We start from the raw sequence: 12580 nt of genomic DNA on the forward strand, positions 1-12580 counted from the left end.
CCATGGTTTCAGTTATTACTTGCACGATGAGACAAGAAAGCCTTCGTAATGTTTTTAATAATTATGATCGCCAAAAGTGGAGTGATAAAGAATTAATAATCATTGTAAATAAAAATGATATGAGTGTATCGAGATGGATTAGAAGAGCTGAAAGATATGATAATGTCACTATTTATAAACTTCCGGAACAAATGACACTTGGTAAATGTCTCAATTTTGCAATTGAAAAGGCCAAGTATAGTTACATCGCTAAATTTGATGATGACGATTATTATGGAGCGAATTATTTGATCCAAGCGATGAGAGCATTTCAAGAAACTGATGCTGATATCGTAGGGAAAAAGGATATCTACGTATATATGGAGGCGATTCAAGCCATTCTTTTACGTACGAAAAAGGAAATAAGCGGTCTAGGCGGCCCCACGTTAGTTTTTAAAAAGGAAGTATGGGATAGAGTTAAATGGCCAACAAGTATGAAAACGGGCTCGGATACTTCATTTAAAAAACAATGCCTGAAACACGGGTTTAAATTTCATTCAACGGACACCTCCAATTTTGTCTACGTAAGAAAGGCTGATCCGATGGAACATACATGGACGATTAGCAATGAAGAGTATTTGAAAAAGTGCTACTTAATCACCTATACAAAACGTTTTAAACGATGGGTAGATGATCTGAATGTCCCAAATTAAGATCGACAGCATTGCTCCGGCAAAAGCGGATATGTGGGACTGGATATGGTGGAATTGTCCATATTCCACCTATTTTCACTCACGTGAATGGGCTGAAATCTGGAGTAGATATAATAAGGGAACGATGTCCCCTCAGCCAATATTGATTAAATTTAACGACGGAACTAAGGCGCTGCTTCCGATCAGCCTATCTAACAAGCGTTATGTCTCTTCACCTGCAGGAACCTACGGGGGATGGCTCTCAGTAGATCCGTTAACAAGGAAACATAGCGCACTGTTAATAGAGTATATCTTGTCACTTGGAAAGCTGAGGTGGCGTATCAATCCTTATGATGAACTTGCTGTCCACAAGAATATGCCTGTGAGTAGATACGATGAGACGCATACCTTGCATTTATCTAATGGATTCGATGATATCTTCAGCCACTGGGCACCGGAGCACCGAAGAAAAGTGCGAAAAGCGTTAAGAGAAGGGGTTTCTGTCAGATCCGCAAATAATCAAAAGGACTGGCGCGCATATTTTGGAACGTATGAAGATACTTTGCGAAGATGGGGAAAGAAAGCCAAGTACAGTTACTCTTGGGAATTGTTTGAGGAAATGTATCGCAGAAAGTCTTCTCATATTAAACTTTGGGTCGCTGAGTATCAAGACACCATTGTAGGAGGGGCCTTGAATCTTCATTCCAAACATCACGTAGCCGGGTGGCATGCCGCCGTTCTAGAGCAGTACCTCCCATTAAGTCCTGCTGTATTGATTCAGTACACTGCGATCGCACATGCCTGTGAACGAGAATACAGATGGTACGACTTTAATCCTAGCGGAGGACATTCGGGCGTTGTGTTGTTTAAGAAGGGGTTTGGTGCAATCACATTGCCAAGTCCTGTAATTAAACTGTAACTAAACAGTAACGGGGGAACAATGGATGAAGCCGGTTTTTATGGTTGTGGGAGGGAACCGTATTAACGTCAGTGTTATCGAAAAGGCGAAAGAAATTGGAATGAGAGTAATGGTTGTCCACACAAACGTCAAGTCTCCTGGGTCAAAGAGAGCTGATATTGTTGTGGAGGCGAATCCTTCCGATTTGCGAACAATTGAAAAGGCTGCAAGTCATTACAAAGTGATTGGATGCATGACCCGAAGTGAAGAGGCAGTGTCGGCAGTATGTAAGATAAACGAAAGGATGCATCTCCCGAATCAGGGGGTAGGAATCGGTGAGTCTGTCACGAATAAATACTTGATGCGTCAATGCTTCAAGCGCGCGGGAGTGTCTTGTCCCCAGCCTTTTTATATCGTGGAGCCTGGGGCAGATTTGTATCCCTTAAGACAAGAATTGACTGAAGGGTTGAAGCGAAATTGCTATATTGTTAAGCCGACGGATAGCGCGGGAAGTAATGGAGTGACGAAAATATCTGATATCGAACAATTAAAGCCTGCTATACATGCTGCGAGAAAATTTACGCAGAGGGGAAGAGTGATTGTTGAACAATTTGTGGAGGGAATTGAGATAGGTGCTCAGTGCTTTTCTATTCATGGCGAGATGGTTCTCTGTTTATTATCGAGAAAAACATTAGCTGCGGATAGAGTTTCTATCGGCCATTCATTTCCGCTCCTTCTTCCAGAGCACCTGATGAATCGAATCAAGACAGAGTGTGGTAAAGCGCTGCAAAGTTTGGGTATAGTAAATGGACCTAGTAATATTGATCTCATACTGGATGATAAAGGAACAACATATATTCTAGAAGTAGGAGCTCGCATCGGAGGCACCAGGCTGCCGGAAATCGTCAAGGCACACAGCGGCATCGATCTGGTGGAAGCGTCGATACGGCTTGCCGCAGGTCAAGAGTTACATTTACCGGTACCCATACAAGCTCCGGTGGCTGGACTTTTGCTATATTTTGATCAGCCGAATAAGATTAAATACATTCGGAATTACACTCATCTATTAGATAAATATAAACCCTTGAGTTATAGTGTGAATATCAAAAACCAAATGTCTGTTTCACCCGAACAGAAGAATTGCGGATATGTCCTGTGCACAGGTGTTAATGCCAAGGCAGCCGAACAAAACTGTACTGAATTTATTGACGGTTTAAAGCAATTGATTGATTACTACTGAATGGAAAACCACAAAACCTCCAAAACCATTTGAATAGTGGTTTTAGAGGTTTCTTTTGTTTTATTTCGCCTTCAGGTACGAATGCCGTTACAGTAAAATTACCTATACATAAAATGAGGGGAGAAGTTTTCTTAATAACAAACTTGGCAGGTGAGAAACATGTCGAAACGAACTCCTGCGCGCCCCGCAAAGAGATCTAAGACAAGGTCATATTCGTTCATGATCAGAAATGCAGAAACCCCTAAAGTGTCCGTCATCATTCCTGCCATGAACGAAAGAAAGACCATTGCAGCTGTAATTCAGCAAGCATACCTTGTGCACCCCGAGACAGAGGTGATCGTTGTAGCCAACGGTTCCACGGACGGAACGGCAGAATTGGCAGAGAGAGTCGGTGCGAAAGTCATCCGCTTACCTCATCCTCTTGGGCATGATGTAGGCCGAAGCGTAGGTGCTGGAGAGGCTAAGGGGGACATCTTGTTGTTTACCGATGCGGATATTGTTATTGGAACAAGAGATTTCATTCCTTTAACAAGGGCTGTGGAAGATGGTGTGGATGTAGCCTTAAATAAGTATTTGGGACCGACCGGCAAGACGCATGTTCACAGTGTTGTACTTGCCAAGCATGCATTAAATATATTGGTATCGAATCCTGGATTGAAGGGTGCCTCGTTAACCACAATTCCACATGCAATGAGCCGCCATGCGAGAGATGTGATTGGTACGGGCAACTTAGCTGTCCCTCCGAAAGCGCAGGCTATAGCTATATATAAAGGCTTGAACATGCGCGGGGTTCATGAGGTGGATGTAGGGAAAAGTAACCCGAGAAGAGGGAGAACCAAAGGCAATGATCCCCTGGAAGCACTTATTGTAGGCGATCATTTGGAGGCGATAGATTGGTTCATCTCACATTCAGGGGTGCGGGGTAATCGATCAGATCTTACACGTAGAAGAGAAACCGTGTGGTGACCTTTATGGCGAACAGAAGACGCAGAAGAATAGCGAAGGGTTCCTCGATTTCTATTAGGAGAAAGTTCAAGACTAAACGAAACAATCGTATATTAAGTTCTCGTCATACCTCAAAAAAACGATTGTATACAGGGAAAGTCCCGAATTTTTGGAAGGAGAACGCTTTTGCTGCGGGTTATGATGCGGCAATCGCAGCAGAAAGTTCAAGACTAATTAAAGAGGACAGCTCGAACAGGATCAGTTCTATTCAAATCGTAAATCAGAGATGGAATCTCTGGTATGGTTCCGTTAAGCCGTTGCCATGGCCAGTTTATTACGCAACCGCCTCCAAATTTGCGGAAGGATATCATAAGCACTCTAAAGGGTACTTCGGTAATGCAGTATTACTTCCAACGGTTAAAACGGTAGCTGCGATCGTTACGGTAATGAATGAAAAGGATACTATTCTTCAAGTGATTGAGCAGTTAAATCGAATGCCGCTTCATGAAGTTATTTTTATAGTGAATGGATCGACAGATGAAAGCTTTGAACTAATCCGAAATTACTCAGGGGCCATGATTGTTCATTACCAGCAAGCTCTAGGGCACGATGTTGGCAGAGCGATTGGGGCAAAGTTAGCTGAGTCTGATATTTTATTATTTCTTGACGGCGATTTTCCGATACTGGCTGAGCATCTCGTTCCTTTCATTGATGCCATTGAATCTGGAAAGGACATTGCACTAAATAACATCTCTCCGTATATTGGATTATTCTCTAAACGAGACTATGTGACTACAGTTAAGGAATTTATTAACCGCTCGATGTCGAGGGCCGATCTTGAAGCCAATTCACTCACTGCGGTCCCGCATGCCATGAGGAAAGAAGCTGCACATATCATTGGTTACGGTAACTTGGCTGTTCCGCCGAAAGCGCAAGTCATTGCTATAGAAAAAGGGATGGCTATAAGTGCACCCGCCAGCGTGGATGTGATTACAAGAAATCGACTTCGTGCACGAAATGTTGGGTCAATGAATAAGGTTTCCGACATGATCATTGGAGACCACATCGAAGCTTTAAAAACGGTAATGGATTTGAAAGGCCCGCGATTATCGTTCCCGGACCAGATCAGACATCGTCAAATAACCAAGGTGTGAAGGTGAAAGGTATGGGAAAAACGAGCATTATTATTCCGACTTTTAACGGAAGGCAATTGCTTAAGGATTGTGTTTATTCGATTAAACGATATACAGAAGAGCCGTATGAAATCATCGTTGTTGATAACGGTTCAACCGACGGGACTGTCGATGTATGTCGGCAGGAGGGAATTACTTTCATTTCTCTGGCCAACAATGCAGGCTTTCCTGCAGCTTGTAATAAAGGATTAAAGATTGCTACTGGTGATACGCTCCTTCTTTTAAATAACGACGTTATCGTTTCACGGAATTGGCTTAGCAATATGCTTGAATGTCTAAACAGCAGCGCGGATATTGGCATTGTCGGACCCCTAACGAACTATGCAAGCGGCAAGCAGCAGATCGAAATGCCTTATACCAATTTGGAAGAAATGGCTGAGCAGCTGAATGAACCGGATTCCGGGAAGTGGCTGCCTGTGGATCGTATTGTCGGGTTATGCTTTTTGTTTAAGCGTGAGTTAATGGAACAGATTGGACTGCTCGACGAACGCTTTTCCCCAGGTCATTATGAAGACGATGATTATTGTTACCGGGCAAGGCAGGCGGGATATACGTTTCGATTAGCGGGTGATGTATTTATATTTCATCATGGAAGTGCCAGCTTCAGCAGACAGGATAGGAGTAAAGTGGAAAGTCTCATTGAGAATAATCGACAAAAATTTATAGATAAATGGGGAATCGATCCAGCGATTTATGTTTAGGGCGATTCTGTGCAGAAGGGGAGGGTTTCATGAAGGGCGTTATATTGGCAGGAGGTACCGGCACCCGTCTTTATCCGCTGACAAAAATGATAAATAAACATTTGCTGCCTGTTGGAAGAGCTCCAATGATCTGTCATGGGGTAGAGAAGTTACGTAATGCGGGCATAGAAGAAATAATATTGGTCATTAGCAAGCAATCTGCAGGTTTATATACCGAGCTGTTTGGCGGCGGTAAGGAATGGGGAGTTCGCCTCACTTATAAAATCCAAGAAGAAGCCGGAGGGATTGCTCAAGCGTTGTCACTCGCTGAACCTAACATGAAGCGGGATGAAAAATTTGTTGTGCTATTAGGTGATAATTTATTCGAGGATTCTCTCACTCCTTATGTTCAATCCTTTCAAAATCAGGGTCAGGGAGCTAGAGTGCTTCTAAAAAAAGTTCATGACCCCAAGAGATATGGCGTTCCCATTCTGGAAGAAAATAAAATTCTAAGGATTGAAGAAAAGCCTGCAGAGCCAAAATCCAATTATTGTGTAACTGGCATTTATATGTACGATACCACTGTTTTTAATAAGATTCGGACCATTAAGCCTTCTGGCCGTGGTGAATTGGAGATCACCGATGTCAATAACGTTTATGCAAGCGAGGGACAACTTGCGTATGACATCTTAGACGGATGGTGGACGGATGCAGGGACTTTTCAATCCTTGTATCAGGCTAGCGATTGGCTCATGAAGTGAAGCTATATACTTTGAAAGAATGAATCCGGAGGCCTGACTGTATGCAAACAACAGAAATGAATTTGTTACAGCAGGGAGTGTGGTTATCAGAGCAATCTGCGAAACAACAGGGGAGAGAAGATGGTTTCGAGCACGGACGCAGAGAGGGATACCGGATTGGATTCTCCGAAGCCGCTCTAAACGCACTCCCGCAGGATAATAGATCTGTTCGGGATCTTCATATTCTTTATGTAACCGCAGGCATCGGCGTTCCGTATCCGGCGCTGGATCAGGCCATCATTGACGCATTTAAGGATATAGTCCGAAGGCTTACGGTTGCGAATCCTTCTGAAGATGTGGTTGCCTTGGCCCGAAAAGTCAAACCGGATCTTATCCTTGTGCTTAATGGAGTTGTTGTGGAAGAAGATACCGTCAAAAAGCTAAGGCAAAATGGATTTAAAACCGCTGTATGGTTCACCGACGATCCGTACTACACAGATTGGACGGTATCTATCGCCCCAAGATATGAATATATTTTTACACTCGAATCAAGCTGCCTCCCCTTCTATCGGAAATTAGGATGTCAACAGGTTCACCATCTACCATTCGCAGTTAATCCGAAAGTATTCCATCCGAAACACGTACCCTCTTCTTATCAATCCGACATTTGTTTTATTGGGACCGCATATTGGAATCGGGTAGAGATGATCGATCGACTTGCCCCGATTTTAAAAAATAAAAAGGTGCTTATCTCCGGCTGGTGGTGGGATCGGCTGCAAAGCTACTCCCTCCTTGCTGATAAAATCAGACTCGGCGATTGGATGACCCCTGAGGAAACAGCCAGTTATTATAATGGTGCGAAAATAGTAATAAATCTTCACCGTTCATCAGAGGACGATACGATCAATGCGAATGGTCGTAAAATACCGGCATTTTCCGTTAATCCGCGAACGTTCGAAATCTCTGGCTGTACAACACTTCAATTGTCAGATGTTCGTTCGGATTTAGGTCAGGTGTATTCTACGGAAACTGAAATCGGAACCTATAGTTCTCATGAAGAACTTATAGACAAAATTGAGTATTACCTGCGGCATGAAAAAGAAAGACAAAAAGTGGCCTTCAATAGCTTGATAAGAACGAGAAAAGACCATACCTACCATAAAAGATTAAGAACTATGCTAAACATCATTTTTCCGTAATGGAGAGGTGAAAATGGATAGGTATACCCGTTTCCGAATGTATGAAAGAGAATATATTGAGCGTAAGATGGGGTGATTACCATACGGCAGCGCTTAGGGAAAATAAAGTATAGCCGAGCTAAGACGCGTATTCTCAAGCGAGGACTCAAAAAAAGGCGAAGGACATCTTCAAGCAATGCAGCTACTCCAGCCCATTTTAATAATAATGAACAGAAAATGATCGGGCAGGCGTCTGTCGCGTTTAACCAAGGTTTTGATACTGGCTATGATGAGGCATGGACGAAGGCAATGCAGATGATGACGATGGAATCTATACCGCATAAAGAAGAAACGAAACACTCCGATGATGAGTACAAAAAAGGACTTTATGACGGCGGAGAAGGAATTGTGGATTCTATCCTGCCAGACTTCGAGATTCTTCCTGAGATACCGGTTCGTAAGATTATCGAAGCTGGCATGAAGCAGATGAGTTCTCAATATTTCAGGCTTCTTGGTACTTCGGAAATTGCTGGACAGATTAAGAATGCTCTGAGTGAGCACCGCCCCTTGTCCGTTATTCGTTTGGGTGACGGGGAATTGCTTACACTCGCACAATCCATCGTCATGATTGAGGAGGATGTGCGGAAGGAAGGACATTTTTTAAGCTATTCGGGTGTGGAATTACCTGATCTTGAAGCGCGGGATATGCTGGCAGCGGCAATTCGAAAAGCAGATATTGTAGGAATTCCAAAATTGCGTCTGTCCAATTTTCAACCTCTTGCTTTTTCAGTCTTAAAAGCCCATCGGATCAATTATCGAAAACTGAAGCTGACTTTATCGACAATTAACTACGCACTTCAATTTGAAGGTTACTTTCGGGGGATGCTTGAGGGTTATCGTGTATTGATTGTAGGTAACTCAGCGCAAGAACTTTCAAAGGTCCTTCAGGACAGTGGTGTTCACGTGACGGGTGTTGTTACTCCTGTGAAGGGAATGCGTGACATCCCAAGAGTAATGGATGAAATCTCGTCTGCTCCTGAGTTTGATATCGCACTCGTTGGAGCAGGAATTCCAGCTGTCGTTATTGTTCAGCGCATTGCTTCTGAGCTGGGTAAAGTTGCGTTTGACTTTGGCCATTTGGCGGATTCCCTTGTTCAAGGAGAGACAGCTTTATGAATAACAAGGCGCGTGATAACAAGGGATACCGTGACGGTTATACTAAAGGATTTGATACGGGGTACGCTGATGGGTACAGGCGGGCGCAATCAGAGAGTGCAGTTCACAAGACAGCTTACTTTGAAGGTACGAGCATCATTATCCCTACGTACAATCAGTTGAATTATTTAAAAGAATGTATCGACAGTATTTTTCAATATACAAATAGCTCATTTGAATTGATTATCGTTGATAATGCATCTGAAGATGGAACTGCAGAGTATCTTCAATCCTGTAAAGGTATAAGGTACCGGATCAATCCGGAGAATTTAGGTTTCTCAGGTGCGGTAAACCAGGGGCTTAGGATGGCCAGGGGAACAACGCTGTTGATCCTTAACAATGACGCTATTGTCACGACCCATTGGCTCGACAACTTGCTTCATTGTTTGAACAGCAATTCGAAATTTGGAATTGTTGGACCTGTGACGAATTACATCAGCGGGGAGCAATTAATCGACGTAAGTTATACAAATATGGCGGAGATGCAGGAATTCTCCCAAGTCTACAATCATTCTAACGCTCAGCGATGGTATGTAACTAGCCGATTGACAGGTTTCTGCATGTTGTTCCGTCGGAAGGATTTTTTTCGTTTAGGTTACTTTGATGAAGGTTTTGAAATCGGGAACTGTGAGGATGACGATTATGGACTGCGTGCTCGGTTACTGGGGATGCAGCTTGTTATAGCCAAAGATACATTTATCCATCATTACGGCAGTGTGAGTATGAAATCATTAAATTCCAGGTTTGAACAAGTGTATGCTAACAATCTTAGCTTTTACTCTGAAAAATGGAGTGATCCGCACGGCATGCTGTCCCTTGATTGGCAGCGTAATGCGAATCTTCAAACGATTGATTCCTATCCAACTTGTGTGATGGTACAAGGAACTGGTGAGGAAACGTATTGGATCCAGAATGGAAGTCGTTATCCGATAAGTGGAGATCCTTGGCTGCAGGCGGTTAGGGTATCTCAGGTGGATTTAAGCAACTGGCATCTGTGCGAAGAAATTTCTGCAGAAGAAGTAAATCGACGAATCCAATCCGTGTATCATTCATCCTTACTTGATGGAGATATGGAAGGTAAACTTGTAAAAATGAAAGATGGCAGTGTCTATCAGTGTAAAGAAAATAAGATGCACCGTTTTATCAATCGACAGACATTAGCTGTGTGGCAACTTGAATCATATCAACCTTGGCACGTTAATGAGTATGAAAAGAAGAAGTACAAAGAAGGCGCCCCGATTATTACACCCCCGGTGATTAAAGCGAATAATATTTAAAATGAAAAGAGGGTGAAACTTATGAGAAGAGGTAAAAAAAATCGAACGATGTCCTTCAAATCTAATAGAAAAGTGTCAAAAGGAAAGAAAGTGACGGGAAGAAGAAAAGCAGTACCGGGAAGAGGATTAAGAAGAAACAAGGTGGGTTATCAACCTGTGAACTACAATCAACAGTACGACAAAGGGTTTGATGAAGCATACAATGAAGGGTTTAACGTTGGCTATTCGGAAGGTATGAATGCTGGCCATCAAGGTGCTTGAAAAGGAGAATGATCAGATGGCTTTGAGAACAAGAAAGAAAACTAGAACGCGCCAAAGGAAACGGCTCCCCGTTCGACTTAACGCTTATCAGCGAGGACGTATTGATGGTTTTCAAAGAGGAAAAGAGGAAGGTTTTCTACACGGTCGTAATGCAGCGGAGCACAATTCTCGGAATGCTTTGACTGTGATTGAAACGGACCTTCCACGAATAGACGCTCTTGTAATTGGAGCCGGAATGATACCCTCACTAGAAATAGGGGTTCTCCAACCATTCAGCGCTTTGAAGAAACGTGAGAATTTAAAATACGACATAAAGCTAGAGCATGAAGTGAATAAAGAGATGATTGCTGCAGCAAATACAATTGTATTTGTCCGTAATGTCGAGCCTTCAGCCTATTCTTTATTGGAGCTGGCCCATCATCTAAGGAAACGTACCGTATATGTGATCGATGACAACTTCTTGGAGATTCAGCCAACAACGAGTGTAGGACAGTATTATTGCGACCCGGTTCGCAGAGAGACGTTTATAAAATTTTTAAGAAATACAAAGACCATAAAAGTAGACTCTCCGGACCTTGGCATCTATATTCAGCAACGATTCAATAAAAACGTGATTTATTTTCCCGGCAGCGTAGATTTTGATTGGCTTGATGGGCAGGATCGGAATCTCAGGGAGAAAGAACAAATCGTAATTGGTTATGCAGGAGGAGAAAAGGAAGAGGACTTTGCTCCGGTTATACCTGCGTTGAACAAGATTCTTGATTATTATGGAGGATTTGTAAGACTGGAATTTTTCGGTTATCTACCTCCGTCTCTGGCTGATCATCCGAGCGTTAAATATGTTGGTGGAGGCTTGGAATACAAAGATTTCTTGAAGAAACTTTATAAATGTAATTGGGATATAGGGATAGCACCACTTGCGGACAATTCTTTTAACAAGGGCAAAACAAATAATAAATTTCGCGAGTATGGTGCGTGTTTTATTCCGGGGATTTACTCGAAGTCTCCTGTTTACATTCCTTGGGTAGCCCAGGGCGAATCGGGTTATCTCGTTGAGCACTCTGAGAAGGGCTGGTACGAAGGGATCAAGGCTATGATTGAGGATCCACCGATGCGCCATCGCATCAAGGAGAATGCAGGAATGCTGGCAAGACAGCAATTTTCACTGCATACCTGCGTTGATAGCTGGAAGAGATTTGTATTGAATACGTGATATAGAGGGGGTGAGAAAGGGAATGGGAAGAAGAGGAGATATAAACGTATTCATCATCGGATCGGAAAAAATCGCTTCTTATAAAATAGGCATTCAACAGCCCCTCCGGTATCTTGAGAAGAATGGAGTATGTCGGTTTGATATCAAATCTGACGAAGAGGTGGATAAGTCAAGACTAGCAGAAGCGGATATCGTCATCTTTTTTCGTACAGTTCAGCCAGAAGCCTACAAGTATCTTGAGATGGCCCGTGAGATGGGGAAGAAAACGGTATATGTTATCGACGATCATTTCATAGCCATGTCCCCTGCTTCCGATATAGGAAGATATTATCATGATTCAACGCGAAGAAAGACGTATGTTAAGTTTCTTAAAAATGCCCAAACCGTAAAGGTCGCCTCGCGTTTTTTTGCCAATCATCTGGATACGCATTTTAAACCGAATAAACTTGTATATTTTCCCGGAAGTGTTGATTTCTCAATCATATCGGGTTTGAGGAAGAATAGAAAAAATGAAGGGAAAGTTGTACTGGGTTATGAAGGCGGGAGAAAACCCGTTGCCTTTGAACCCGTTATAGAGGCGCTTGGTGAAGTCCTTGGAAAGTACGGAGATCAAGTTAGAGTTGAATTTTGCGGGTATGCACCGGAAGAGCTTAAAGATAGAGCGCAGGTACACACAGAACCCTATGATGAAAATTATAAGAATTTCCTAAAACGTCTTTACCGCTCAAACTGGGATATTGGGCTGGCTCCACTGGAAAGAACACTGCTGCACGATTGTAAAAGCAATAATAAATTCCGCGAATACTCGGCTTGTGGAATTCCGGGGATTTATACCTCCTCTCCAGCGTACGAAGAATGGGTTCAGAACAACCATAATGGTCTGATTGTCTCGGGAACAAGCGAAGAATGGTATAAGGCTATTGTTCAGATGATCGAACAACCGGAACTGCGGCAGAGTATAAAAGATCGTGCAGAACAAACAGCTTGGGAACACTTCTCGGTTGAAGCTTGTGCCGAGCGTTGGCGCACGCAAATCTTAATGCCTTAATAGCTATGGATAACGAAAGGA

General features: G+C 43.0%; 13 protein-coding genes. All 13 read left to right on the forward strand.

Annotated features, from left to right (window positions below; genetic code table 11):
* The first annotated feature begins 2 nt into the window (after positions 1–2).
* The 13 genes from ACFQV5_RS03645 (at position 3) to ACFQV5_RS03705 (ending at position 12559) form a co-directional block, all read left to right on the forward strand.
* Positions 3–692, forward strand: coding sequence for a glycosyltransferase family 2 protein (locus ACFQV5_RS03645; RefSeq protein ID WP_379243759.1), 690 nt, complete (start codon positions 3–5; stop codon positions 690–692).
* On the forward strand, positions 679–1590 hold the full coding sequence (locus ACFQV5_RS03650; RefSeq protein WP_379243761.1) for a GNAT family N-acetyltransferase: 912 nt from the start codon (positions 679–681) through the stop codon (positions 1588–1590). Before ACFQV5_RS03645 ends, ACFQV5_RS03650 begins: the two co-directional genes overlap by 14 nt.
* Before the next feature lie 25 nt (positions 1591–1615).
* Entirely contained in the window at positions 1616–2809 is a 1194-nt protein-coding gene (locus ACFQV5_RS03655) for an ATP-grasp domain-containing protein (RefSeq protein ID WP_379243763.1), read from the forward strand.
* Positions 2810–3028: 219 nt separating this feature from the next.
* Positions 3029–3775, forward strand: coding sequence for a glycosyltransferase family 2 protein (locus ACFQV5_RS03660; RefSeq protein WP_379243765.1), 747 nt, complete (start codon positions 3029–3031; stop codon positions 3773–3775).
* Positions 3776–3780: 5 nt separating this feature from the next.
* The gene (locus tag ACFQV5_RS03665; protein WP_379243767.1) at positions 3781–4908 is read left to right on the forward strand and encodes a glycosyltransferase family 2 protein; all 1128 of its coding nucleotides are present in this window, start codon (positions 3781–3783) and stop codon (positions 4906–4908) included.
* An 11-nt stretch (positions 4909–4919) separates the two neighbouring features.
* Complete coding sequence (locus ACFQV5_RS03670) at positions 4920–5648, forward strand: glycosyltransferase family 2 protein (protein ID WP_379243769.1); 729 nt, start codon at positions 4920–4922, stop codon at positions 5646–5648.
* 29 nt (positions 5649–5677) lie between these two features.
* A complete protein-coding gene (locus ACFQV5_RS03675) occupies positions 5678–6388 on the forward strand; it encodes a sugar phosphate nucleotidyltransferase (RefSeq protein WP_379243771.1) in 711 nt (236 codons plus the stop codon).
* Positions 6389–6429: 41 nt separating this feature from the next.
* Entirely contained in the window at positions 6430–7566 is a 1137-nt protein-coding gene (locus tag ACFQV5_RS03680; protein ID WP_379243773.1) for a CgeB family protein, read from the forward strand.
* A 216-nt stretch (positions 7567–7782) separates the two neighbouring features.
* Complete coding sequence (locus ACFQV5_RS03685) at positions 7783–8721, forward strand: GT-D fold domain-containing protein (protein ID WP_379243775.1); 939 nt, start codon at positions 7783–7785, stop codon at positions 8719–8721.
* Positions 8718–10037, forward strand: a complete 1320-nt coding sequence (locus ACFQV5_RS03690; protein ID WP_379243777.1) for a glycosyltransferase family 2 protein — start codon at positions 8718–8720, stop codon at positions 10035–10037. The genes ACFQV5_RS03685 and ACFQV5_RS03690 overlap by 4 nt, the downstream gene beginning before the upstream one ends.
* 21 nt (positions 10038–10058) lie before the next feature.
* Positions 10059–10298, forward strand: coding sequence for a hypothetical protein (locus ACFQV5_RS03695; protein ID WP_379243779.1), 240 nt, complete (start codon positions 10059–10061; stop codon positions 10296–10298).
* Positions 10276–11511 (forward strand): glycosyltransferase family protein, encoded by a 1236-nt coding sequence (locus ACFQV5_RS03700; RefSeq protein ID WP_379243781.1) that lies wholly within the window; start codon positions 10276–10278, stop codon positions 11509–11511. Before ACFQV5_RS03695 ends, ACFQV5_RS03700 begins: the two co-directional genes overlap by 23 nt.
* 22 nt (positions 11512–11533) lie before the next feature.
* Positions 11534–12559 (forward strand): glycosyltransferase, encoded by a 1026-nt coding sequence (locus tag ACFQV5_RS03705; protein WP_379243783.1) that lies wholly within the window; start codon positions 11534–11536, stop codon positions 12557–12559.
* The last annotated feature ends 21 nt before the right edge of the window (positions 12560–12580 follow it).

Origin of the sequence: Paenibacillus sp. GCM10028914 (assembly GCF_042666275.1) — a bacterium.
Classification (GTDB): domain Bacteria; phylum Bacillota; class Bacilli; order Paenibacillales; family Paenibacillaceae; genus Paenibacillus_AQ.

What these genes read in the sequence shown, in the direction of transcription:
- ACFQV5_RS03645 (WP_379243759.1), top strand. Translation starts at nt 3, where the DNA reads ATGGTTTCAGTTATTACTTGCACGATGAGACAAGAAAGCCTTCGTAAT.
- ACFQV5_RS03650 (WP_379243761.1), top strand. Translation starts at nt 679, where the DNA reads ATGTCCCAAATTAAGATCGACAGCATTGCTCCGGCAAAAGCGGATATG.
- ACFQV5_RS03655 (WP_379243763.1), top strand. Translation starts at nt 1,616, where the DNA reads ATGAAGCCGGTTTTTATGGTTGTGGGAGGGAACCGTATTAACGTCAGT.
- ACFQV5_RS03660 (WP_379243765.1), top strand. Translation starts at nt 3,029, where the DNA reads ATGATCAGAAATGCAGAAACCCCTAAAGTGTCCGTCATCATTCCTGCC.
- ACFQV5_RS03665 (WP_379243767.1), top strand. Translation starts at nt 3,781, where the DNA reads ATGGCGAACAGAAGACGCAGAAGAATAGCGAAGGGTTCCTCGATTTCT.
- ACFQV5_RS03670 (WP_379243769.1), top strand. Translation starts at nt 4,920, where the DNA reads ATGGGAAAAACGAGCATTATTATTCCGACTTTTAACGGAAGGCAATTG.
- ACFQV5_RS03675 (WP_379243771.1), top strand. Translation starts at nt 5,678, where the DNA reads ATGAAGGGCGTTATATTGGCAGGAGGTACCGGCACCCGTCTTTATCCG.
- ACFQV5_RS03680 (WP_379243773.1), top strand. Translation starts at nt 6,430, where the DNA reads ATGCAAACAACAGAAATGAATTTGTTACAGCAGGGAGTGTGGTTATCA.
- ACFQV5_RS03685 (WP_379243775.1), top strand. Translation starts at nt 7,783, where the DNA reads ATGATCGGGCAGGCGTCTGTCGCGTTTAACCAAGGTTTTGATACTGGC.
- ACFQV5_RS03690 (WP_379243777.1), top strand. Translation starts at nt 8,718, where the DNA reads ATGAATAACAAGGCGCGTGATAACAAGGGATACCGTGACGGTTATACT.
- ACFQV5_RS03695 (WP_379243779.1), top strand. Translation starts at nt 10,059, where the DNA reads ATGAGAAGAGGTAAAAAAAATCGAACGATGTCCTTCAAATCTAATAGA.
- ACFQV5_RS03700 (WP_379243781.1), top strand. Translation starts at nt 10,276, where the DNA reads ATGCTGGCCATCAAGGTGCTTGAAAAGGAGAATGATCAGATGGCTTTG.
- ACFQV5_RS03705 (WP_379243783.1), top strand. Translation starts at nt 11,534, where the DNA reads ATGGGAAGAAGAGGAGATATAAACGTATTCATCATCGGATCGGAAAAA.